Genomic DNA, 23,177 nt, shown 5'->3' with positions numbered 1-23,177 from the left:
ACCACAGGAAGGACCCCCATGAGCGCAGCACCGAACCCCCGGGACTCGCACCGTCACGTCTGGATCGTCAATCATTACGCCGACATTCCCTCCAAGGACGGCGGATCCGCGCGGCACCTGGACCTGGCCCGCTACCTGCCGGAACACGGCTGGTCGGCCTCCCTGATCGTCGCCAGCACCACCTATCCGCAGGGGAAGCAGGCGATGAAGGGGTTCCGCCTCAGGAAGATCACCGAGGAACTCGGCGTACCGGTGCTGTGGGTCCGCACCATGGCCTACGGCACCTCGACGGCCCTGCGTTTCGTCGGGATGGTGATCTTCGCCCTCATGACCCTGATGCCCGGCATGACCCGCGGGTTACGTCGCCCCGACGTGGTGATCGGCAGCACCGTGCACCCGTTCGCGGCCTGGGCGGGCATGCGGCTGGCCCGCAGGTACCGGGTGCCGTTCATCTACGAGATCCGCGACGTCTGGCCCGAGACCCTGATCCATCTCGGCAAGCTCTCGGCGAACAGTCCGCTGGCGAAGGTCATGTCGCGGTTGTCGCTGAAGCTGTGCCGCAGGGCCTCGCTGGTGCTCTCCCCGCTGCCCCACGTCGACGAGTACCTGCGGGAGAACGGCATGGCCGACACCCCCTTCCTGTGGGTTTCCAACGGTTTCGACGGCGCCCCGGAGGATCCCGAACCGACCCTGCCCGAACGCGACACCTTCACCTTCATGTACCTCGGCAACCACAGCACCGGCGACGTTCTCGACGGCGTGATCGAGGCCTTCGACAAGGCCAGCGCCGCCCGCCCCGACCTGGCTCTGAGGCTGCGGCTCGTCGGCGACGGCACCCTCAAACCGGAGTTGCAGAAACAGGCCGCGGCCCTCCCGTCGGCCGCGAACATCGTCTTCGACGACTGGATCGCCCCGACGAAGGTGCTGGAGCGTTCCCGGGAGGCGGACTGCCTGACGGGCAGCCTCCTCGACAGCCCCCTCTACCGCTACGGGATCAGCCTGAACAAGATGTTCAGCTACATGTACGCCTTCCGTCCGGTGGTGTTCGCCACCAGTGCCCCGAACAATCCGGTGCGCGAGGCGGATTCCGGGATCGTCGTGGCGGGCGACGACCGCCAGGCCCTGGCCGCGGCGATGGTGGAGATGGCCTCCGCCCCGATCGAGCGGCGCAGGACGTGGGCGAGGAACGGGTACCGCCACCTGCAGGAGCACTACACCCCGCGGATCCTCGCGGGCCTGCTCGCCGAGGGGCTCGACTCGGTGACCCGCTGAGAGGTTCCGCGCACGGATGCCGCCGGGGGCCGGGGAAAGGTATCCTCGGCCCGTGACCGAACGCATCTTCCTCTCCCCACCCGACATGACCTCCCTGGAACAGGAGGCGCTGTCCCGCGCCTTCGCGGGGGGCTGGATCGCGCCGCTGGGCCCGGAGGTGGACGCGTTCGAGACGGAACTGGCCGCCTACTGCGACCGCGAGCACGCCGTCGTCCTGTCCTCCGGCACCGCGGCCCTGCACCTGGCGGGCCTCACCCTGGGCTTCAAACCGGGGGACGTGGTGATCACCGCATCGATGACGTTCGCCGCCACCACCAACGCGATCCTCTACACGGGCGCCACCCCGGTGCTGGTGGACTCCACCCCCGAGGGCGACATCGACGTGGAACTGACCCGCAGGGCCGTCGCCGAGCAGCGGGACAGGGGACGCAACGTCGTCGCGATCGTTCCCGTCGACCTGCTGGGGCACGTCGTCGACCAGGAGGGTCTCAGGTCGGTGGCCGACGAGTTCGGGCTGCGTGTCCTCAGCGACGCCGCCGAATCGCTGGGCGCGGTTCACAGGGGGCGGCCCGCCGCGGCCTACGGGGACCTGGCGGCCGTGTCCTTCAACGGCAACAAGGTGATGACCACCTCGGGCGGTGGCGCGGTGCTCACCGACGACCCGGAGCACGCCGCCCACATCCGTTACCTCGCCACCCAGGCCCGTCAACCGGTGCTGCACTACGAGCACAAGGACATCGGCTACAACTACCGCATGTCGAACCTGCTGGCGGCGCTGGGCCGTTCCCAGCTGGAACGGCTGCCGGGGATGCTGGAGCGCCGCCGCCAGCACCGCCTGTTCTACCGCGCCCTGTTCGACGGGGTCCCGGGCGTCAGGTTCTTCGGGCAGCCCGACGGTTCCGAGCACCCGATCGGTCAGGGCGACCACGACAACTTCTGGCTGACCTCGGTCGTCATCGACCCGCGGGTCGCGGGTTTCTCCCGCGACGACGTGATCAAGGCCCTGGCCGACGACGACATCGAGTCGCGGCCGCTGTGGAAACCGATGCACCTGCAGCCGGTGTTCCAGCACCTCGACGCCTACGTCAACGGCAACTCCGAGCACCTGTTCGCCAACGGCGTCTCCCTGCCGAGCGGATCGGCCCTCGGCAACGCGGCGATGGAGCGTGTCGCCGACCGGCTGCGCGCCGTCATCGGACGGTCCCGATGAGACGCCGCCCCTACGACGTCGCCAAACGGGCCATCGACATCCTGGTGGCGGGCCTGGCGCTGATCCTGACCTCCCCGATCCAGCTGGTGGTGGCCCTGCTGGTGCGCATCAACCTGGGATCCCCGGTGCTGTTCACGCAGCAGAGGCCGGGCAGGAGCGGTCGCATGTTCACGATGTACAAGTTCCGCACGATGCGGGACATCACCGAGGATCTCGTCAGCGACGAGGACCGCATCACCCCGTTCGGTTCGTGGCTGCGCTCCACCAGCCTCGACGAACTCCCCGAGCTGTTCAACGTCCTCAAGGGCGACATGTCGATCGTGGGCCCCAGGCCCCTGCTGCCGGAGTACCTGCCGCTGTACACGGCCCGCCAGGCCCGCCGTCACGAGGTGCGCCCCGGGGTGACGGGTCTGGCGCAGGTCAAGGGCCGCAACGCGATGCCGTGGGCGGAACGCCTGGCCTGGGACGTGCGCTACGTCGACACCCGTTCCTTCGCCCTCGACTGCCGCATCGTCCTGGACACCTTCAAGGTGGTGCTCACACGCGAGGGCATCACCGAGGAGGGACAGGTGGCCATGACCGACTTCGAGGGCGCCCCGGACGTGGAGGTCTGACGAATCGCCCATTTCGTGGACATTTTTCCCTTTCACACCCCGGTCGTACTAGGTTGAAGCGTTCGTCGTGAAGGTTCCGCTGCCCTGGGGGCACCGCCCGGCCGTGGAGCCTCGCAAAACCCTCGGAGCTGAATTCAATGGACAAGCGTGCGCCCAAGCAGGAGAGCTTCAACTCCCGCAGCTACTTCATCCTGGCGGCCATCGGGTCGGCCGTCGGACTGGGCAACATCTGGCGCTTCCCGTACGTCGTGTTCAAGAACGGCGGCGGGGCCTTCATCCTTCCCTACCTGATCGCGCTGCTGGCGGTGGGTATCCCCCTGCTGTTCTTCGACTACGCCCTCGGGCACCGCTACCGCGGCTCGGCGCCGCTGGCGCTGCGGCGGATGGGGCGCTGGACGGAGAGCCTCGGCTGGTGGCAGGTGATGGTCTGCTTCATGATCGCGATCTACTACGCGGCCATCATCGGCTGGGCCGGGATGTACACCCTTTTCAGCATCGACCAGGCGTGGGGGGCCGACCCGAGGACCTTCCTGATGCAGGACTTCCTGCACGTCGCGGAGGCCCCGGGGGTCGGGTTCGACTTCGTGTGGTCGCTGCTCGTCCCGATCCTGGTGGTGTGGGCGGTCACGCTGATCACCGTCGCGCTGGGCGTGAACAAGGGCCTGGCGATGGTGAACAAGATCTTCATGCCGCTGCTGGTGGTGATGTTCCTGATCCTGGTGGTGCAGTCGCTGTTCCTGCCCGGCGCGGCCACGGGGCTGGACGCCCTGTTCACCCCCGAGTGGGGCGCGCTCGGCGATCCCGCGGTGTGGGCGGCGGCCTTCGGGCAGATCTTCTACTCGCTGTCGGTCGGGTTCGGCATCATGCTGACCTACTCCTCCTACCTGAAGCGCCGCACCGACCTGACCGGCTCCGGCCTGGTCGTCGGCTTCGCCAACTCCGGTTTCGAGCTGCTGGCCGGCATCGGTGTCTTCGCCGCGCTGGGTTTCATGGCCGGGCAGACGGGCCAGGGGGTCTCCGACGTCGCCGGCCAAGGCATCACCCTGGCCTTCGTCGCCTTCCCGACGATCATCTCCCAGGCCCCCTTCGGCTCGCTGATGGGTGTGCTGTTCTTCGCCTCCCTGACGGTGGCGGGACTGACATCGCTGCTGAGCATCGTCGAGGTGGTCGTCTCCGCGGTGCGTGACAAGCTGGGCATCCCCAAGGTGTGGGCCACCCTGGTGATCGGCATCCCGATGATGCTCCTGTCCGTCCTTCTGCTGTCGACCACCACGGGGTTGTACTTCCTCGACATCACCGACGAGTTCGTCAACAAGTACGGCATCCTCGGCGGGGCCCTGGCGTGCATCATCGCGACGGTGTGGCTCGTGCGCAAACTCCCGGTGCTGCGCGACCACCTCAACCGGTTCTCCAGTTTCAAGGTGGGCCGGGGCTGGATGGCGCTGGTCGGCGTGGTCGCCCCCCTGGTGCTCGGCTACATGCTGATCAACGACTTCATCGGCAAGCTCGGAGAACCCTACGAGAACTATCCGCAGCACCTGCTGGTGATCTTCGGCTGGGGCATGTCCGCGACGCTGATCATCATCGCGGTGGTCCTGACACTGTTCCCGTGGCGTCGCAACATCCGCACCGATTTCGACGAGCAGAACAACGAGCACGAGGTTTCCGAATGAACGCATCAGCCGTCATCATGATGGGTATCGCCATCCTCACCCTGTGGGGTGGCTTGGGGGTGGCGGCCATCAACCTGTTCCGCCGCCCGGACCTGTCGGCCCTGGACGACGAGATCCCTCAGGAGGTGTGACCGGTGGCCTGTCACGAACCTCACGTACACTTTGGGCCATGAAGACGCGCGCGCCCAGAAGCAAGGGCAAATCCGTAGCCATGTTCCTGGCCATCAGCGTACTGTGCGGACTCCTGCTCTCGGGTCTGGCCGTGCCTTTCGTCGCCCTCGCGAGCGGCCTCGCCAAGGCCACGTCCGACAGCATGCAGTACCTGCCGGCGGAGTTCGAGACCCCGCCGCAGTCGCAGAAGTCCAGGATCCTGATGGCTGACGACTCGGAGTTGGCCACGTTCTTCGCGGAGAACCGCACCTATGTCGCCCTCGACGACATCTCCCCGCTGATGCAGAAGGCGCAGATCGCCATCGAGGATCATCGGTTCTACGAGCACGGCGCCATCGACATCCAGGGGCTGGGACGTGCGATCATCCGGACCCTCAGCGGCTCCACCCAGGGCGCGTCCACCCTCACCCAGCAGTACGTGAAACAGGTGCAGATCGAGACGGCCCTTGCCCGCGGCGACAAGGAGGCGGCCGCGGCCGCGCAGGCCGTCAGCATCGAACGCAAGATCCGGGAGATGCGCTACGCCATGGCGGTCGAGGAGCGCCTCAGCAAGAACGAGATCCTGGAACGCTACCTGAACATCGCCTACTACGGCGACGGTGCCTACGGGGTCGAGGCGGCCGCCCACCACTACTGGAACACCACCGCCAAGGACCTGACCCTCGCCCAGTCCGCGATGCTCGCCGGCATCGTCCAGAACCCCGTCGCCTTCAACCCCGTCCAGAACCCCGAGAAGGCCATCGAGCGCCGCAACCAGGTGCTGAAACGGATGGCCTCCGACGAGGTGCGCGCCATCACACAGGAGGAGGCGGACGCCGCCATGCAGGAGGGTTTCGACACCTCCAACCTGCAGACCACCCCGAACGGCTGCACCGCATCCCAGTTCCAGATCCTCTGCGAGTACGTGAGGCGCGTCCTGATCTCCGACCAGATGCCATCGCTGGGATCCACCCCGGAGGAGAGGAACGACCGGCTCAACCGCGGCGGCCTGACCATCAAGACCCTCATCGACCCGAAGGCCCAGCAGGCCGCCGAGGAGGCCGTCGCCAGCACGGTCGGCGCCACCGACCCGGTCTGGGGGGGATCGGTGCTGATCCAGCCCGGCACCGGCCTGATCACCGCCATGGCCCAGAGCCGCACGAAACTGGGCGACGGCGAGGGCCAGACCTGGCTGAACAGCAATGCCCCCGACGCCTTTGGCGGCGTCGGAGGTTTCCAGGCAGGCTCGACGTTCAAGCCCTTCGTGATCGCCACCGCCCTGGAACAGGGCGTCCCGACCAGCACCTCCTTCGAGTCCAAGTCGAATATTCAGTTCCACGGGATGAAGTTCAAGAACTGCGAGGGACCGTTCACGTACACGGGATACTACGACCCGAAGAACTACGACGGTGACCACGGCAACATCAACATGCTGGAGGCCACCCAGAAGTCCGTGAACACCTATTTCGTCCAGCTGGAGGCCAAGGTCGGCATCTGCGCCTCCATCGACACGGCGCAGAAGCTCGGCGTGAAACTCGCCAACGGCACCGACATGCGCAGCATGGCGGATTACCCGTCGTGGGTGCTCGGTGTCGCGGAGGTGACTCCCCTGTCGATGGCGGAGGCCTACGCCACGTTCGCGGCCCGGGGCGTGCACTGCAACCCGATCATCCTGCAGAGCGTGCAGACCAAGGACGGCACCGAGGTCGAGATCCCGTCGGCCGACTGCAAGCAGGTGATCAGCCCGGAGGTGGCCGACGGCGTCAACAGCGTGCTGTCGACGGTCATGAACCCCCCGGGCACGGGCACCCCGGCGCGCATGCCGGACGGCAGACCCCAGGCGGGCAAGACCGGAACCACCAACGAGGCCCAGAGCGTGTGGTTCGCCGGCTACACCCCCGACATGGCGGGCGTGGCCTACATCGCGGCAGACGTCACCAGCTCTCGTTTCAAGGGCAAGGACGTGAAATCGATCGACAGGATGCGAATGTCGACGGGGAAGATCCTGGAGGGTTCGGGCGGCCGAGATGCAGGCGGAATCTGGAAGTCCGCGATGTCCGCGGCCCTCAAGGACGTCCCCGCGAGCAACTTCCAGGAACCGGACAGGCGGATTCTGGAGGGCGAGAAGGTCCCGGTGCCGAACGTCACGGGCATGACCGAGGAGCAGGCACGGCAGGCACTCGAGGCCGAGGGCTTCAGCGTCGGCAGGCTGGAACAGTTCAGCCCCCAGCCGGCCGGGACCTACCTGGGCAAGGTGGCCCCCAACAGCAGGGCGGCGAAGTATTCCACGATCCAGATGGTCTACTCCAAGGGACCCATGCCGACGAACAACCCGACGGTCGCTCCCGGGCAGGCACAGCCCAGCGCTCCCGCCACCCCGGAGGGTGAACGGTGATCAAGGCCTTCACGGTGGCGAAGGGGCTCGCCGCGGCGGCGGCGGGCTGCTTCGCCTGGGGGATGGTGGAGGCCACCCGGTTCCGGGTGCGGCACGTGACGGTTCCGGTGCTGCCCGCGGGTGGGTCCGAGCTGCGGATACTGCATGTCAGCGACATCCACCTGCTGCCGGGACAGCAGCTGAAACTGAACTTCCTGCGGTCGTTGGCGGACCTGGAACCCGACCTGGTGATCAACACGGGCGACAACATCGCCAGCGACGCCGCGACGCGGCCGTTGGTGTCGGCGCTGGGTCGGTTGCAGGAGGTGCCGGGGGGGTTCGTCTTCGGCTCCAACGACTACCACAAACCGGAGTTCAAGAGCCCGCTGCGCTACATCACCCGGGGGCGTTCCGAGGTTTCGGAGGCGCCGGAGCGGCTGGCCACCGACCAGCTGCGGGCGGTCCTGACCCGCAGCGGGGCCTGGCATGACCTGAACGACCGCCGCGCCGTCGTCGAGGCGGGTGGGTACCGCATCGAGCTGCGGGGCACCGACGACGCCCACCACGACCTGGACCACTATCCTGCCGTCGTCGGCCCTCCCAGTGAGGGTGTGGATCTCAGCCTGGGTGTCACACACGCCCCGTACCGCCGCATCCTGGACGCCATGACCGCCGACGGGGTGGAGCTGATCCTCGCGGGCCACACCCACGGCGGTCAGGTGTGCGTTCCCGGCCACGGGGCGTTGATCACCAACTGTGACCTCCCGACGGACCGCGCCAAGGGCCTGTCGGAGCACCGGGTCGAGGGGCATCACGCCTGGTTGCACGTCTCCGCCGGTGTCGGTACCTCCCCGTTCGCCCCGTACCGTTTCGCCTGCCCTCCGGAGGTCACGATCCTGACCCTGGTGGCGCGCTGACCAAAACCACCCGCCCCGGGCCACGACGCATTACCCGAAGCCGGTTGAGCCGGGCCGCGACGAAGGAGCAGCCCGAGTCGAAACCACCCCGCACCCGAAAAGCAGACACGACCCGCGGGGCTCGGCTCATCCGTAGATGAACGATCCCTGGGGTGTGAAGAAGGTCGAGAGGATCAGGTCGGAACCGCCGACGATCTCGGCGACGGTGTGGTTGGGCAACCGCCAAGCGACGGTGGGATCCTCGCAGGGATCGGTGTAGAACGGCCTTCCCCACGCCTGCGTCCCGGTGGTCTCGTAGGAGAGGAACAGCTCGTTCAACCTCGCGGCTCCTTCCGCGGATTCGCCCTCGGGATCAGCCAGGGGGAAGGACATGTTGTGAATTCCCCCCGATCTGCCCCCAAACAGCACCATCCGCCTCGATCCGTTCGAGAAGTCCACGACGAACTCCCAAGGTCTGTCGGTGGGCGACCATCCGAAATCGACGGCTGACGTGTGGAAGGCGTCGAGGGTCAACGGCCAGGGCAGCTTCGCGAGCTGATCGGCCCATGTGACGAAGTCTTCGGCACTCAGCGGATTCACGACCCCTCCTCGGATCAAACGGCAATCGCACTGCCCCCCACCGTCAGCCTATCCTGAACCCCCGGTCTCCTACCCTTGAATCATGAGCGGTCACGTAGGTCTCCTGGATCAGGATCTACTCGTCCTGCAGCAGATCCGTAGCGGCTTCTCCGCCGAATTCGACATCCTCGATGACCGGGAACGGGTCGTCGGCACGGTGGGTGGCACGGAGGGCGGTGCCCGCCGGTTCTTCCTGGGGCCTCGCGAGTTCGACGTGCTGGATGCCGACGGCAGGCGGTTGGCGCACGTCAGTGACGTTCGTGACTTCTGGCGGGACACCTACGAGATCGTGCGGGGTGACGGTTCCATGCTGGCCACCGTCACCAGGAAGATGGGATTCTTCTCCCGCAGGTTCTCCATCGCGCTCAGCACCGGGGAGGAGTTCATGGTGGAGGGGGATTTCCTCAGCCGCGAGTTCGATGTGGTCGACGCGAACGGCGGCGGGGTCGTCGCGCAGGCCAGCCGGGAGCGGGCGGGCTTCGCCAAGGCGCTGTTCGGCCACGACCGGTACGCCCTGTACTACCCGGCCGGCACATCCCCGGACCGGCGGCTGGCAATTCTCGGCGGCATGATCGCCCTGGACCTGATGCGCGCCAAGGACTCCGATTCCGCGACCAACAACAACACGTGAACGCCTCTTCCCGAAGCTGGTTGAGCCGGGCCGCGACGAAGGAGCAGCCCGAGTCGAAACCACCCCGCACCCGACCACAAGTCCCCGGACACCCGCACGAGGTTTCGACACGCCCCACTCGCTGACGCTCGCAGGCCGGCTCAACCACCATCGACACGACCCATTCGCAGAGCGAGCAGGACGACTCACCCAACTGCCCTCTCCCGATCTCGTCGTTTCCCAATTGACGACGTCGATTGAGCTTTATTGACCGATACGCGACATACTGGGTTCGTGAGTGCTCCCCCCGACACCTGCCCCTGCGACACCGGTCGCCCCTACAAGACCTGCTGCGGCCCCCTCCACGACGGCAGTCGACCCGCGGCCACCGCAGTCGCCCTCACGCGATCGCGATACAGCGCCTACGCACTGGGACTCACGGACTACCTGCTGGAAACCTGGCACCCCAACACCCGCCCCGAATCAATCGACCCCGAACCCGAACTCCGCTGGACCGGCCTGACCATCGAACACAGCGGAGCGGGCAAGGCCTGGGACGAGGAGGGAATGGTCGCATTCTCCGCCACCTGGGAGGAAGGCGACCAGACCGGCACCATGCGGGAGGTCAGCTCCTTCCTCCAGGTGGACGGCCACTGGTTCTACGTCAACGGCATCCCCCACACCGCAGGCCACCACACCCCCGAGGCACACGAGAGGGCGTGAACCTTCCGGCCGGCCCCACCGGGTCCCGCACGAGGCAGGTGCTGCTCGTCTCGGTGGCGCAGGCGCTCAACGCGTTCGGCAGCGGCATCGCCCCCATCGCGGTGGCCTTCGCGCTGCTGGGTGACCGCGACGGGGTGGCGAAGTTCTCGGCCGTTCTGGCGGTGGGTGCGCTGGCCCCGGTGGTGATGACCCTCGCGGGGGGTGTCCTGGCGGACCGGGGACGCAGCCCGATCCGCACCACCCAGGTGCTGCGGTGCCTGGCGGGTGTGGTGCAGGTCCTGCTCTGGGTGGGCCTGCTGCACGCCAGGTCGAGCATCGTCGTGATCGGCGGTTTGTTGTTCCTGGGGGAGGCGTTGTCCTCCCTGACCCTTCCGTCGTCGCGGCGGATGATCGCCGAGGTCGTCGAGGGCGGGGAGTTGACCAAGGGCGTCGCGACTCAGGCGACGCTGGTCAATCTGGCGCGGATCGCCTCGCCGGCCGTCGCCGGTGTCCTGATCAGCGTGGTCTCCGCCGAGGTGGCCGTCCTGGTCGACGCGGCGACCTTCCTGCTCTCCGCGGCGCTCCTGCAGGCGGTCGGGAAGGGGGCCGGTCCTACCGGCGGTGGTGGGGGCGAACCGGATGCCGGGGTTTCCGCCGGGGGGTTTCGTGCGCTTCTGCGAGGCTCGCCGTGGCTGATGGCCTGCGCCGTCTGTGGTTTCCTCGCGGCTGGCGCGTGGCTCTCCGGTTATCAGCTGCTCGGGCCCGTGCTGGCCGCCCGCGGCTACGGCGGCGCCGCCGGCTGGGCGATGTTCTCCACCGCCCATGTCGCAGGCCTGCTGGTGGGTGGTGTCGCGACCCGCTGGGTTCCCGATTCGAGGCCGCTGCTGGTCTCCTCCGTCTGTTCCGCGGCGGCCGCCGTCGCTTTTCTCCCGCCGGGTCTCGGCCTGCCCGGTGCGGTGGTGGTCGCCGGGTTCTTCCTGGCGGCCATCGCGTTGGGGATGGCGATGAACCTCTGGTTCGTCGGGTGCGTGAAGGTGCTGCCGAAGCGCTTCCTGGGCCGCGCCATGGCGGTTTCCAGTTCGAGCGAGCTGGCGGGAGGGTTCGTCCTCATCTGGGCCTGCGGGCTGCTTCTTCCGCACGTCTCCCCCGCTCTGCTGGCCCTCGCGTGCGCCGGGGTGCTGCTGCTGTCGGGGATCGCGCAGCTGTGGGCGCTGTTGGTCTGGCCACCCACCCCGACGACCCCACGAGCCAACAACTGACCCCGCCCGCCCGTCGTTATGTCATTTGGAAAGATTTTGTACCGTACACGCCACAAAATCTTTCACGATCTCGACAGAACCTTTCCAAATGACATAACGACGTCGAGGGCCGCGTGGTCGGGACGAGGCGGCTACCAAGACTCGACACGGATCTCCCGGGCCCAGGATGCGACGGCCGGCACCGGGTGGGAGCGGGCGGTTCGCAGCCGGGCGCGCCAGGTGTCGTCCCAGCCCGTCTGGTCGCCCGCGTGTTCCAGCATCGCCAGGGCGATCGCTCCGGTGACCGCGTCGCCGTGGGCCAGCAGGTCGTCGGTGACGGCGGTGAAATCGACGTGCAGTCGCGCCTCGCGCAGCTCTTCGAGTGTCTCCTCGGTGAGTTCGAGGAGTTCGCGGGCCCGCATCGGATCGGCGACGACCTCGGCGAGATCGTTCAGATCGGTCAGCGGGTCGTCCCAGTCGATGGCCGCAAGCAGCACCTGCCAGCGTTGCCGGGCCGTGTGCGGGAACTCCGCCAGGGCCGCGGCCAATTCCTTCAGCCGGTCGCGCTGCTCCATTCGTGCCCGGGGGTTCTCCGGCAGAAGCGCGACGATCACGTCCTCCAGCAGGCGTTGGTTGGGCAGCTCCTCCGTGGAGTCGACCGGTTCATCGGCCGCTGCCGCCGCGATCCCGGCCACCACCACCAGCAGCATGCCCCACCGCAACCCGGATCCCGCACTCCCCAATGCCCACACCGCCGCCTGCCGGACGGGAAGTTCCTTCGAGGAGAGCAGTTCGAGGATTCGCCCGGCCACCTTCGGGGTCCAGAAACTCCACCTGGGCAGGGCCCTGACCAGTGCCGGTTCCGGTGACGCCTTCGCGAGGATCTCCCCGAATCGTGCCCGGTGCCTGACCGACATCCGTGCCGGGGTGATGCCGGCCAGCACGAGAGCGGCCTCGCGGCCACCGGCGGCCGCATCGGACAGCGCCTCCCACGCCCATTCGTCGTCGAGAAGGTCGATCAGGCCCGTGGTCGCCGCGAACCGGACGTCACGATGAACGGTGACGTCCATGGCCAGGTCCACCAGCATCTCGGCGGCCTCGGGGCGATGCAGGCGCGCCACCTGCCGCACGGCCTGCGTGCGGACGCTCACCTTCCGCCACTGGTCGGTGGCGACGACCATCAGGGCCTCGGTGGTCGCAGCGGGCGACAGTTCGTCGACGACACGGGTCGCGGCGCGCATCGCGGCCGGGGCGAGATCGGTGTCCAGGACCGTCAGGAAGTCCGTCAGCGACCACTCCACCGCGGGAGAGCGGAACGCCGCGGTCAGCTGCGCCTCCCGGATCCCGATTTCCGGGCTGTCCGGTTCGAGGGCCTCGGGGGTGATCCAGGGAAGCCGTCCCAGCACCTTCACGGCGGCCAGCCGCTGCCACCGGTCCTGGGTGGTGTCGTCGACGAAACGTGCCAGGGCCTGCGCGTAGGAGCGGCTCTGCTCGGGCAGCCAGCCGTCGAAGGGCCCGGGTGCGATCCCGACGTAGGGGGTTTCGTCGTGCAGCCGCCCGGATATCGGGATCTTCCGGTACAGGATCCCGGCCAGGTCGGGGCGGTGACGGCAGATGTGTTCCTGGACGTGTTCGAGGGTCGCGAACGAGGGGTCGAGCTTCAACAGCCCCGCGAGCCGTTCGCTGCGGGTCCGCGGGGCCGCCAACCAGGTCAGGATCGCGCGGTCGATGGTGCGAGGATCGTGGGATCTGATGGCCCGACGCATGATTCCGGTGATCTCCGGCAGGTCCTGGCGTTCGCGACCGAGGATCACGGCCAGGCAGTTCGCCTGATCGTACTCGCCGCGGTCGGCCTCGGTTCTGAGGGTCTGGGCGAACCCTCGCGCCAGGGTTTTCGCGGCAACGACCGGGATGGGCAGGATCGGGTTTGCAGCCAGCACCCGGCCGGTGGCCGCGAGCGCGAGGCCGGAGCAGGACTGGGGAAGCCGGGTCAGCAGCTCCACCTGCTCCTGCACCGGCGCTCCCAGCTGGGCGCGGTGGATCAGCAACCGCCAGAGCGCGCCCTGCAGGTTCGCGAAGGTCTCGGACGAGGTGTCGCGGGCGCCGACCAGGGCGTCCGTCAGCTTTTCCAGGCGTTCGGTGGGGATCAGATCCAGGAGTTGCCCGCTGGCGACCGCCAGGGCGGCCGTTGCCGCGTGCCGCACCGGGTCCTGTTCGGTGGCCAGGATCTCGATGCGCGCGAAGGCCACCACGACCGCCCGCGGATCGCGACTGCGCAGCGCGGACGCGAGGATCGCGTGCCAGGCCGCGCCGCGTTCCTCGGCGTCGCTGGAGTTCAGGCAGGGTTCGGCGACGGCGAGGGCCTGTTCGGGGGCGAGATGGGCGGCCAACCGCAGCTGCCCCTCCCGTCCCTGGTTGACGGGCAACCCCGCCATCCGGGCCGCCTCCGTCTCCCGCAGTTCCCGGGGCAGGACGTCGAGCATCTCCTCGCTCCAGTCCCGGTCGCGCAGCTCGACTCCCTCGTGGGCGTCGGCGAAGGCCCGGGCCCGTTCGCCGGGCGGCAGGCCCCGGAGGAGATCGACGACCTGTCGTTCGTCTCCGCACGCGGCACGCAGGACACGGGTTCGCTGTTCGCGGGTCAGCTCCCGGAAATGCCGGCGGATGCATCCGCCGAGTCCGTGCCCACCCGAGAAGTGGCTGGTGGGGGTGACGGCCAGGAGCTGGGACATCTCGTCGGGGGCTGCGGCCAGCAGTGATCCCGCGACGTCGCGGAACACCGGCGGAAGCCCCCGCGATGCCTCCGCCGCGGCCACCAGGAGCGCGAGTTCCCGCGGTCTGGCTCGGGCCAGGTGACGAGCGGCGGGCGCGATCCACCGCCAGATGGTGGCGCGACGATCGGCGGGGGCACCGTCGAGGCGCCTACGTGCCTCGGTGAGCACCACGTCGGGATGCCGATGGGCCAGGGCGGCCAGGTTCGGTACCAGGTCGCCCAGCTCGGGGAGGTGATCCGTGATGGTCCCGGGATCGCAGGCGATCAGCATCCCGGCGCGTTCCCGGTCGGGTAGGGGCGCCTTCAGCAGTGCCGAGGCCAGCTCGCGATGGCCCTCGTCGATGATCCGCCGGCGAAGACGTCGTCGCTCCGCGACCGGCCGGGTCGCGTAGTCGGTGGCGAAGGCCGTCGGGTCCGTTGTCCTGAGGGGAAGCAGAGCCGCGGCCCGGAGTCGAACGCGCCGCGAGGGATGTTTCGCGAGCTCCTTCAACCGGGATCTGTCGTCCAGCGCCCGGGCGGCCTCCACGGCCAGCAGGGCGTGATAGCTGGATTTCCCCGCCAACGCGTTGAGCAGCACGGGCAGTCGCGGGTCGTCGGCGTGCGCACGAACCAGCTCCACCACGTGATGCACCCGGCTGGAGTGCGACGTGACGGGCAGGCTGCGGTTCAGGGCCGGCAACGATGGCAAGGGCACTCATCGAGGCTATCGGATGATCATCCGCCCCGGGGGCTCGGGCCCGAATCCACAGGAGGGATACCCGCGCGAAATACACGGTTGCGCAACACTCAACGCCGCGTCGAGACCGAGAAGACGCATTCGTCACGTCGAGTTGTTGCGCAACCGCTGTTTCACCGCCGCCGGGGATCAGGTCAGAACGCCGCTGCCGCTGATGTGGCTCTGCAGTGCCCGGATGGTCGGAGAAGGACCGTCCAGGATCCCGTCCTGCGTCTGCCCGAACTTGGCCTGGAGCGCCCGGATGGTGACCGGGCCGATCAGGCCGTCCTGGGCGACACCCACGTACCATTGCAGGGACCTGATCACCTGTGCACCCTGCGCGGCATCGTCGGGAACCCACTCCCAACCGCCGGCCAGGCCGGGATTCGGCCCGGCCCAGGAAGCGGGCTGGCTGTCCACCCTGCCGGTGGGAGGGACACCGAGGAAGTCCTGCAGGGCCTTGGTCGTGGAGGTGCCCCACCAGCCGTCGGCGACGATGGTACGGGCGTTCGCGGCGGGAGCCCCGAGCAGGTTCACCACCCCGAGCACGCCCATGGCGGGCACACCCAACGCAGCGGTGGTCAGTAGGTGTCGGCGGGAGATTCCGGGTTGTTTCATGATCATTCCTTTTCGCCCGGCTTTCGGTCTGGGTTTGGAAAGCGCAGGCCCGGGGCGGAGATCGAGGCGGCCAGACCGGCCATCCTCCCCCATACCTGCGCAGGCCGCTTCATCCGAGGTACTTGTTGATCTCGTTCTGGAGCGCAGCGATGGTCGGGGAGGGACCGTCCAGGACCCCATCCGCGGGCAAGCCGTAGTGGTTCTGCAGGGCGCTGATGGTGTAGGGCCCGATCATGCCGTCGTCATAGTCATTGCCGTTGGTGATCCCCATACCCAGCCACCATTGCATCATGCGGATGATGGGTGACCCACCGTTGTACTCTGCCTCGTCATCGGGGACCCAGTCCCACCCGGATCCCAGACCGGGGTTCGCCGCCGCTTGGGAGACCGGCTGGTAGACGATGTGGGTGTTGGGTTTGAGGGAGCTGAGCGGGAACACGACGTAGCGGAGAAACTTCCAGAGCCCGCTCGTCGTTGCCTCCCCCCACCAGCCGTCAACGGTCACCGTCTGCGCCTTCGCGGCGGGTGCTCCGAGCAGGTTCACCGCTCCGAGTACACCCATGGCGGGCACACCCACCGCGGCGGTGGTCAAGAGACGCCGACGTGACATACCAGCTCGTTCAATGGTCATTTCGATTCTTCTTCTCACAGTTTTCGGGCGCGCTCCACCGCCAACGATCGATGCGGTTCTCGATTCCGAGTGGAGCAGGCGCCATCGGAAACACCCGGGGTTCACGGGTGTCGGCGACCGATGCGGGTTCCTCGTCCACGTCGAGGGGCACCGGAGCGCATTTCTGGTGGTTACGGATACAAATAGCCGGTTTCGGTTCTCCCGGACGTCAGGTCGTCGGGGAGATGTCGGACGATTCGGTCAGTCGCGACCCGGCAAGTCGGGTTCGCTCCTGCAACTTTCCATGAATCAACGATAAGCGACGAGGGGGTCACCTTCAACCATCTGCACCGGTTCTTCTCGGCTTCTCGCGCTTCCGAGATCCGCGTCACGGGAGTGAAAAAAATTTCACATCAACCACGATTCCCGAGGACGGGACACCGACTAGCGCGGACGGCTCTTCGCGGTGTGGTGGGCCTTCGCGGCGATCTCATCGACGGGCAGCGACGCCAGGTCCGCCGGCATGCCTCGGCGTTCGAGGGCCCTGGTGATGAGGAAGTCCGCGACCTGCGGGTTGGCGGGCAGGATCGGGCCGTGCAGGTAGGTGCCGATCACGTTGCGGTACCGCAGCCCCTCCCGCTGGTCCTCGCCGTTGTTGCCGGCGCCCCGCAGCACCCTGCCGAGGGGCTCGTGGCCGTCGTCGACGTAGGTGCGGCCGGAGTGGTTCTCGTATCCGACGACCTCCCCGAACTCCGGGGATTCCAGGGTGACGTTGCCGATCAGCCGGTCGGTGCCGGCGCGGGTGTCGAGCGGCAGGATGCCCGCGCCCGTGATGGTCTTTCCCTCGCCGGTGACGAAGGTGCGGCCCAGCAGCTGGTACATGCCGCAGATCAGCAGCATCGGCGCGCCGTCCTCGACGAGGCGGGCAAGTTCGTCGGTGTGGTGTTGGAGGTCCTCTTGGATCTTGTCCTGCCCGGCGTCCTGGCCGCCGCCGCCGAGGAAGATGTCCCCGGAGCCGAGGTCGGTGTCATCGCCTGGGTTGTGATCGACGATCTCGGCGTCGATTCCGCGCCATTCGAGGCGTTTCTGGAGCACGCGCGCGTTGCCCCAGTCGCCGTAGAGGTTCATGTCGCGCGGGTAGAGCTGGACGATGCGGATCATGCCACCGCCTCCTGATCCTGGCCGAGGGCCAGCCCGGACATCAGTTTTCGAAGCGCCGTCATGGCGGTGTAGGTGGTGTAGATGCGTTTCGGTTTGCCCGGGTTGAGGGCGGCGAAACGGTCGAGGGCGTGTTGCAGGTCGGCCTCGATCTCCCCGACGGGAACGTCGTCGTAGGCCAGGCGCAGCGCCATCCCGTCGGCGCGGGTTCCGGTGACCAGGGCCACGGAGTCGAGGGGGGTGAAGTCGACGTCCCACAGCCAGCTGATGTCGCGGCCGTCGGCGTAGTTGTCGTTGATGGCGATCATGTTGTCCGCCCTGCCGTCGGCGAAGGACAGCAGCGACAGCCGGAAGCCGCTGGGGTTCTTCACCAGCACCAGTTCCATCGGGACGCCCTTGTAGGTGATGGTCTCGCCGCGGCCGAACGCGGGTCGCACGTTGCCGAGGGCCTCGAGGAGTTTCTCCGTGGGCACCGTATCGCCGACGATCCGCCGCACCAGGGTCAGGGCGGCGGCGGCGTTGATGAGGTTGTAGACGCCGTTCAGGCCCATCTCGACGACGTGGTCGGCGCCGTCGATCTCGTAGGTTGCGCGCCGCCCGTCGATAGCCTTGAGCAGCACGTCGGCGTGGGCCTCGTGGTTGGCGTGGGCCTGGCCGCCCTTGAGGGTGTCGTCGGTGGGCATCAGCGCCAGCAGCTCGTCGGTGGTGCCGAAGTAGACGGCCTCGGCCCTGGTGCGTTCCCGGATGCGGTAGACGCGCGGGTCGTCGCGGTTGAGGATCACCGCCTCGGTGGCGGCCTCGGCATTCTTGGCGAGCATCTCGGCGGCGGTGTCGATCTCGCCGAACCGGTCGAGCTGGTCGCGCATCACGTTCAGGAACAGGCTCATGCGTGGTTTGACCTGGCGGACGAAGTGCACGGCCCAGGCCTCGTCGAGCTCCAGGACGGCGATGTCGGCGTCGAGCCTGCCGCGCCAGTTGACCAGCGGCAGCAGCTCGGAGATGACGCCGCGGGAGAAGTTCGATCCGGTGCGGTTGGTGAACACCTTGTACCCGACGGCCTGCAGCAGTTCGGTGACCACCTTCGTGGTGGTGGTCTTGCCGTTGGTGCCCGAGACGAGCACGACGCCACCGGGGAGGGGTTCCAGGGTGCGCCTGAGGTATCCGCGGTCCATCCTCTCGACCACCAGTCCGGGCAGCGCGGAGCCGCTGCCCCGGAGCCGTGCCACCTGTTTGACGAGCTTCCCGATCATGGTGCTGATGGTGTGACGAGGCATGAGGGGAATCCTAGCCAAAGGACAAAGCCGGTTGAGCCGGGCCGCGAGGAACGAGCAGCCCGGGTCGAAACCACCCCGCAGCCGACAGACAGACCCGACCACAAGACCCCGGACACCCTCACCATGGTTTCGACACGGCCCGCTCGCTGACGCTCGCAGGCCGGCTCAACCGGCTTCGGGGAGTGGCTACTTGTTCTCGGGTTGCGTGTACTCCTCGCCGTATTCCTCACCGTTGGGTTCTTCCGCGTGGGGCTTCTCGGGGTCGGTCTCCTCGACCGGGGTGTTCTCGGTCTTCCCGGCGTCCTCGGGGGTTCCGGATCCGGTGGTGTTCATGACCTCGCGACCCTTGTCGCTGAGTTCGCGGAAACTGCGGCCGATCTCGTCGACGAATCGGTTCAGCTGACTGCCGAGCTGCTCAAGGAACTCCCTGGCGCCGGGCGATTCGACGTCCGGGTGGGTTTTTGCGTACTCGGCGCGCTGCTCGTCGTAGAAGGCCCTCGCCTTCTCGCCCACGAGCCCGGCGAACCCCGCGACGGCGTAGGCGGCGTCCGCCATGAACTTGAGTGCGGCGTCGTCGAGTCTTTCGTTGTCCGTCCTGCCCTGCCCGGTCTTCTCGGGAATGATCTCCCCCTCGGGAGCCCCGGTATCCCCGGGTTGGATGTTCTCGGCCTCGTGGGCCTGCTGGTCACGCTGCTCTTGGCTCATGTCGTCCTCCATTTTTCGCTGAGACCCCGGGTTCCAGTGTCGCCGCGTGGCCGCGGCGACACCAGAGCTGCACACCCCTGAGTTTTCCCGGAACGATCCCTGAGGTCGGTTCGACGGTGCGGGGAACCGGTTCAGAGAACGCCGCTGTTGAGGTTCTTCTGCAATTCCTTGATGCAGGCCGAGGCCTCCCCGAAGTACCCGTCCTGGGGTGTGCCGCAGTACTTCTCGAGGGCCATGATGGTGCCGGTGCCGACCAGTCCGTCCGCTTCGATTCCCAGCCTTTGCTGGAGCGCGGTGATCACCAGTGATCCCGCCGCCTGGTCGTCGGGGACCCACTCCCATCCGCCGGTCAGTCCCGGATTCTTGGCCTTCCAGGAAATGGCCTGGCTCGACACCTGACCGTCGACGGAGGTTTTGAGCACCTCCTGGAGACGCCGGGTGGTGCTGGGTCCCCAGTAGCCGTCGACGGTCAGCACCGTGGAGGGCGGTGAGGCGTAGCTGAGCGCCGGGATCAGGCCGCCGTTGGTCCAGCTCTTGGAGCCCGACGGTTCGGTGGTGAAGTATCCGACGAGGCTGTTCTCGTCGCGCGCCTCGAAGGTGGTCACCCCGTCGCCGCAGGAGACGGCGATGGTTCCGGGGAACCACAGGAGTGCCCCCGGTGTTTTCTTCGCCTCGTTGAGGTCGATCACCGTGCAGGCGTTGATCTGCTCGCCGGAGGCCTCCGGGAAGGAGATTCCGAGCTGCGCCAGGGCCCAGTGGATCAACCCCGGGCAGTCAAAGGCATCCGGGCCCGAACCGCCCGAGGCATAGGCGCACCCTGCCTTGCTCGTGACCACCTGCAGGAAGTCCCGCCCCGACGCGGCGGCCGCCGCCGGTAGCGCACCGAACCGGGTGGCCGCACCCAGACAGCCCGCGACCGGGCCCCCGAGAACAGCCGCGGTGAGCAGATTCCTGCGCGATAATCGTGACCGCACAACCGTCATGGCGGACTCCTCCAACCTCAAGATCACGGCCGAACCCCTGGTGGATCAGGTCCCTCCCCCAGAGAATCGAGCCCTGCTTCCACGCCGATTACTTCACGACGCTGCCGCGAGCCTAACACCACGGGGCGAGGGTCCACGGGGAACCCTCTCGAAATCGAGTGGGTCCGGTGGAAGGTTCATCAGGACGCCCCTGCCTCGGCGGGAAGGCGCCACGGCAGCGGTGCACGTCGTGACGGGGACGCTGTTCCGACCAACGGACCTCGTCGCGCGGGAGCCGTGCGACGAGGTCCGTCGGTCGGGAATGGCCGGGACATGGGCCCGCTCCGGGTCCCACGCCCCGCGACGTCAATTCAGAAGGTGCCGCTGTTGAGCTTCTTCTGCAGCGCCATGATGCAGGACGACTGTTCCGAGAAGCACCCGTCCTGGGTGGTGCCGAAGTGCTTCTGGATGGCCTTGATCGTGTTCGGGCCGATCAGGCCGTCGACCTCGGCGCCCACTTTCTGCTGGACCGCACGGATCACCTCGGAGCCGGTGGCGGAGGCCTCGGGGACCCACTCCCAGCCGCTGACCAGGCCGGGGTTCTTGGCCTGCCAGGTCTTGCTCTGGCCCGAGACCACGCCGTCGACCGGGGTTCCCAGGACCGATTGGAGAAGCTTCGTGGTCGAGGCCCCCCACCAGCCGTCCACCTGGAGCGAGCTGGGGGGAGTGCCCGGGTCCCCTGGCACGTTCCCGCCACCGCCGGGATCCGGCTCCGGGGCGACGGGCATCGGGTCGCCGGGGGTTGGTGGAATCTGATCGGCGGAGCCTGCAGCCAGGACCTTGAGCTCCTGGATCCTGCTCACGTAGGTTCCCGGGCAACCCGTCGAGACGAATGCCTTGTGGGGTTCGAGCCAGAGCGGGCCGAAGCGTCCGTTGAGGTTCTGGATCAGTCCGCGCAGCCGCTGCAGGGTGCCCTCGTCCATCTCGGGGGAGCACTCGATGCCGATGCTCTGCGCGTTGATGGAGTAGACGCCGGCATGGTAGGCGGTGTCACCCAGATCCACGATCTGCGTGATTCCCTCGCTGCTGACCACGTAGTGGGCCGACACCTCGGCTGCGTTGTCACCAGCCAGGTAGTTGACGACGCCCTGATGCGTCTGACCGTTGGGTTCTCCCCACCAGTGGATGACGATGCCCGTCAAGGAGGCTGCTGCGCCGGATGCGAAGGTACGGCCCGCGTCGTAGTTGACCGCCTGCTGGAAGTCGTCGGCGAAATCAGCGGCGTGGGCCGGCAGGGACCCCGCACCCATGAGCCCGAAACCCGCCAGACCCAGGACAGATGCGGACCGTAGAACCGCGCGACGACTCAATCCGCTACCGGTGGAATGTGAATCGATTGAATGCATGGACTATCAGTTCCTTCCAGCTCGGCCCGCTACCGGGGGTTCCGAGCTGAGTTCGGTTGAAATGAATCAAAAATGGCTAGGGACAATGACGGGGATTTCAGCGATGTCGGCAACATCTGCCCGCCATGGAAGGTCCCGGAAATTGGGTAGGGGCGCAGTAAATCCAGCCGTCGGATTTTCCGGTCTCACGACACAGAGGAGAGACACATCAGGTCGTTGCGAAAAGCAGTCTTGGTGGCGAAACCGGAACGTCGGAAAGGTGATGGGGAATTCGGTGCGGGCCCCGGCGAGAAAGGGGCCCGCACCAAGAACATCAGAAGGTTCCGTTGTTGAGCGCCTTCTGCAGCGCCATGACGCAGGAGGACTGATCCGAGAAGCACCCGTCCTGAACGGTTCCGAAGTGACCCTGAATGGCCTTGATCGTGTTCGGACCGATCAGACCGTCGGCCTCGACGCCCACCTTCCGCTGAACCGCGCGGATCACCTCGGAGCCGGTGGCGGAGCTGTCGGAGACCCACTCCCAGCCGCTGGCCAGGCCGGGGTTGCTGGCCTTCCAGGACCGGGCCTGGCTGGAGACGATGCCATCGACGGGTGTGCCGAGCACCTCCTGGAGCTTGCTGGTGGTGGCGCTGCCCCAGTAGCCGTCAACGTTCAGCGAACCATCGGAGTTCGTGCCGCCGCCACCGCCGCCACCGCCGGTGCCCGGCGCGCCGCTGTAGTCGAGGCCCGGAACCAGACCGGCCGCGGTCCATCCGGTGCCGGTGAAGTACCCGACTCCGACCTCTTCGCTCTGCGCCTCGAAGGAGGTTCCACCGTCACCACAGGAGATGCCGATGTGCCCGGGGAACCACAGGATGGCGCCCGGAGTCGCGTAGCCCTGGGCGAGGTCGATCGGGTAGCAGGAGTTGTACTGCTCACCGGAGGTGCGCGGGAAGGAGATCCCGAGCTGGGTGAGCGACCACAGAACCAGTCCGGAGCAGTCGAAGCTCGAGGGTCCGGCATCGCCCCAGATGTAGGGGCAGCCGTTCTTGGTCGCAGCAGTCTGAAGGAAATCAGAGCCCGAATAGGCGGCCGCTGCGGGATTTGCGCCAACAAGGTTGATGGCTCCCAGAACTCCCATTGCGGGAACGCCGACTGCGAGGGTGGAAAGGATGCTCCTACGAGACATCCGCGGTTGCATAATCGTCATCGATCCATTCCTTGTTCGTTGACCTTGTTCATTCAGTGATAGTGATCCGTGACGAATGGGCCCCTTCGTCAGAAGATCAAACCCTTGTGTGCATCGAAAACCTCACGACGCTCTGCGAGCCTAACATCGAGGGGGTCACCCCCCTGAGGAAATTTCAGGCTCCTCCCAGCTTTCTCGTGCGACCCCGTCGCTCCGCACCGGAAGAACCGGAGAGGGGCGACGGAGGCGTCGACGCCGCCGCGGCAACCACCCCGCGAGCTCACCCAAGCGGGCAAAACGGGCTCTGACTAGGCATTTTGCTCCCGGATTCTCTCGGACCACGGGCTCGATCCGGCGCAGGAAAGCCCCGGGAGACGGCCCGGATGAGTCGTCACCGGAACCTCAGGACTAGC

Annotated in this window: 20 protein-coding genes; 10 read left to right on the top strand and 10 right to left on the bottom strand. The window is 67.4% G+C overall.

Translation table 11 applies throughout. From position 1 onward, the window contains the following. Nucleotides 1-18 precede the first annotated feature (18 nt). From E0E39_RS00270 to E0E39_RS00240, 7 genes are all read left to right on the top strand, one after another. A complete protein-coding gene (locus tag E0E39_RS00270) occupies nucleotides 19-1,272 on the top strand; it encodes a glycosyltransferase family 4 protein (RefSeq protein WP_130872962.1) in 1,254 nt (417 codons plus the stop codon). A gap of 52 nt (nucleotides 1,273-1,324) precedes the next feature. Continuing rightward, nucleotides 1,325-2,482, top strand: coding sequence for a DegT/DnrJ/EryC1/StrS family aminotransferase (locus E0E39_RS00265; protein ID WP_245988144.1), 1,158 nt, complete (start codon nucleotides 1,325-1,327; stop codon nucleotides 2,480-2,482). Beyond that, on the top strand, nucleotides 2,479-3,096 hold the full coding sequence (locus E0E39_RS00260) for a sugar transferase (RefSeq protein ID WP_130872960.1): 618 nt from the start codon (nucleotides 2,479-2,481) through the stop codon (nucleotides 3,094-3,096). Before E0E39_RS00265 ends, E0E39_RS00260 begins: the two co-directional genes overlap by 4 nt. Nucleotides 3,097-3,233: 137 nt before the next feature. Next, the gene (locus E0E39_RS00255) at nucleotides 3,234-4,769 is read left to right on the top strand and encodes a sodium-dependent transporter (RefSeq protein WP_130872959.1); all 1,536 of its coding nucleotides are present in this window, start codon (nucleotides 3,234-3,236) and stop codon (nucleotides 4,767-4,769) included. Beyond that, complete coding sequence (locus E0E39_RS00250; protein WP_130872958.1) at nucleotides 4,766-4,900, top strand: methionine/alanine import family NSS transporter small subunit; 135 nt, start codon at nucleotides 4,766-4,768, stop codon at nucleotides 4,898-4,900. Before E0E39_RS00255 ends, E0E39_RS00250 begins: the two co-directional genes overlap by 4 nt. A gap of 38 nt (nucleotides 4,901-4,938) precedes the next feature. After that, nucleotides 4,939-7,314 carry a transglycosylase domain-containing protein gene (locus E0E39_RS00245; RefSeq protein ID WP_245988143.1) on the top strand — a complete coding sequence of 792 codons (2,376 nt, stop codon included), beginning with the start codon at nucleotides 4,939-4,941 and terminating at the stop codon, nucleotides 7,312-7,314. Continuing rightward, nucleotides 7,311-8,210, top strand: coding sequence for a metallophosphoesterase (locus E0E39_RS00240; RefSeq protein ID WP_130872957.1), 900 nt, complete (start codon nucleotides 7,311-7,313; stop codon nucleotides 8,208-8,210). The genes E0E39_RS00245 and E0E39_RS00240 overlap by 4 nt, the downstream gene beginning before the upstream one ends. Before the next feature lie 126 nt (nucleotides 8,211-8,336). Here E0E39_RS00240 and E0E39_RS00235 read toward each other — a convergent pair whose 3' ends face one another. Then, entirely contained in the window at nucleotides 8,337-8,789 is a 453-nt protein-coding gene (locus tag E0E39_RS00235) for a DUF6301 family protein (protein WP_130872956.1), read from the bottom strand. A gap of 82 nt (nucleotides 8,790-8,871) precedes the next feature. Here E0E39_RS00235 and E0E39_RS00230 point away from each other — a divergent pair, with 82 nt between their 5' ends. The 3 genes from E0E39_RS00230 (at nucleotide 8,872) to E0E39_RS00225 (ending at nucleotide 11,399) form a co-directional block, all read left to right on the top strand. Further along, a complete protein-coding gene (locus tag E0E39_RS00230) occupies nucleotides 8,872-9,459 on the top strand; it encodes an LURP-one-related/scramblase family protein (protein WP_130872955.1) in 588 nt (195 codons plus the stop codon). 273 nt (nucleotides 9,460-9,732) lie between these two features. Next, the gene (locus E0E39_RS15600; protein WP_245988142.1) at nucleotides 9,733-10,161 is read left to right on the top strand and encodes a YchJ family protein; all 429 of its coding nucleotides are present in this window, start codon (nucleotides 9,733-9,735) and stop codon (nucleotides 10,159-10,161) included. Further along, nucleotides 10,158-11,399, top strand: coding sequence for an MFS transporter (locus E0E39_RS00225; RefSeq protein ID WP_165444564.1), 1,242 nt, complete (start codon nucleotides 10,158-10,160; stop codon nucleotides 11,397-11,399). The genes E0E39_RS15600 and E0E39_RS00225 overlap by 4 nt, the downstream gene beginning before the upstream one ends. Nucleotides 11,400-11,530: 131 nt before the next feature. Here E0E39_RS00225 and E0E39_RS00220 read toward each other — a convergent pair whose 3' ends face one another. From E0E39_RS00220 to E0E39_RS00185, 9 genes are all read right to left on the bottom strand, one after another. Further along, nucleotides 11,531-14,842, bottom strand: coding sequence for a hypothetical protein (locus tag E0E39_RS00220; RefSeq protein ID WP_130872953.1), 3,312 nt, complete (start codon nucleotides 14,840-14,842; stop codon nucleotides 11,531-11,533). Between the two features lie 171 nt (nucleotides 14,843-15,013). Continuing rightward, nucleotides 15,014-15,481: a peptidoglycan-binding protein gene (locus tag E0E39_RS00215; protein ID WP_245988141.1), complete on the bottom strand. Its 468-nt coding sequence runs from the start codon at nucleotides 15,479-15,481 to the stop codon at nucleotides 15,014-15,016. A 109-nt stretch (nucleotides 15,482-15,590) separates the two neighbouring features. Further along, nucleotides 15,591-16,091 carry a peptidoglycan-binding domain-containing protein gene (locus E0E39_RS00210; protein WP_245988140.1) on the bottom strand — a complete coding sequence of 167 codons (501 nt, stop codon included), beginning with the start codon at nucleotides 16,089-16,091 and terminating at the stop codon, nucleotides 15,591-15,593. A gap of 444 nt (nucleotides 16,092-16,535) precedes the next feature. Next, a complete protein-coding gene (locus E0E39_RS00205; RefSeq protein ID WP_130872950.1) occupies nucleotides 16,536-17,252 on the bottom strand; it encodes a type 1 glutamine amidotransferase in 717 nt (238 codons plus the stop codon). Next, nucleotides 17,249-18,523 (bottom strand): Mur ligase family protein, encoded by a 1,275-nt coding sequence (locus E0E39_RS00200; protein WP_130872949.1) that lies wholly within the window; start codon nucleotides 18,521-18,523, stop codon nucleotides 17,249-17,251. The genes E0E39_RS00205 and E0E39_RS00200 overlap by 4 nt, the downstream gene beginning before the upstream one ends. Before the next feature lie 186 nt (nucleotides 18,524-18,709). Then, complete coding sequence (locus E0E39_RS15595) at nucleotides 18,710-19,228, bottom strand: hypothetical protein (protein WP_165444563.1); 519 nt, start codon at nucleotides 19,226-19,228, stop codon at nucleotides 18,710-18,712. A 131-nt stretch (nucleotides 19,229-19,359) separates the two neighbouring features. Continuing rightward, nucleotides 19,360-20,211: an NlpC/P60 family protein gene (locus tag E0E39_RS00195; protein ID WP_130872948.1), complete on the bottom strand. Its 852-nt coding sequence runs from the start codon at nucleotides 20,209-20,211 to the stop codon at nucleotides 19,360-19,362. A 350-nt stretch (nucleotides 20,212-20,561) separates the two neighbouring features. After that, nucleotides 20,562-21,596 carry a peptidoglycan recognition protein family protein gene (locus E0E39_RS00190; protein WP_130872947.1) on the bottom strand — a complete coding sequence of 345 codons (1,035 nt, stop codon included), beginning with the start codon at nucleotides 21,594-21,596 and terminating at the stop codon, nucleotides 20,562-20,564. A gap of 313 nt (nucleotides 21,597-21,909) precedes the next feature. Beyond that, on the bottom strand, nucleotides 21,910-22,785 hold the full coding sequence (locus E0E39_RS00185; protein ID WP_130872946.1) for a C40 family peptidase: 876 nt from the start codon (nucleotides 22,783-22,785) through the stop codon (nucleotides 21,910-21,912). Between the last annotated feature and the right edge of the window lie 392 nt (nucleotides 22,786-23,177).

The sequence above is a fragment of the [Pseudopropionibacterium] massiliense genome (assembly GCF_900607225.1).
Lineage (GTDB): Bacteria > Actinomycetota > Actinomycetes > Propionibacteriales > Propionibacteriaceae > Arachnia > Arachnia massiliensis.
The sequence above is the reverse complement of the archived record's forward strand: the minus strand, read 5'-3'. Positions and strand labels throughout refer to the sequence as shown.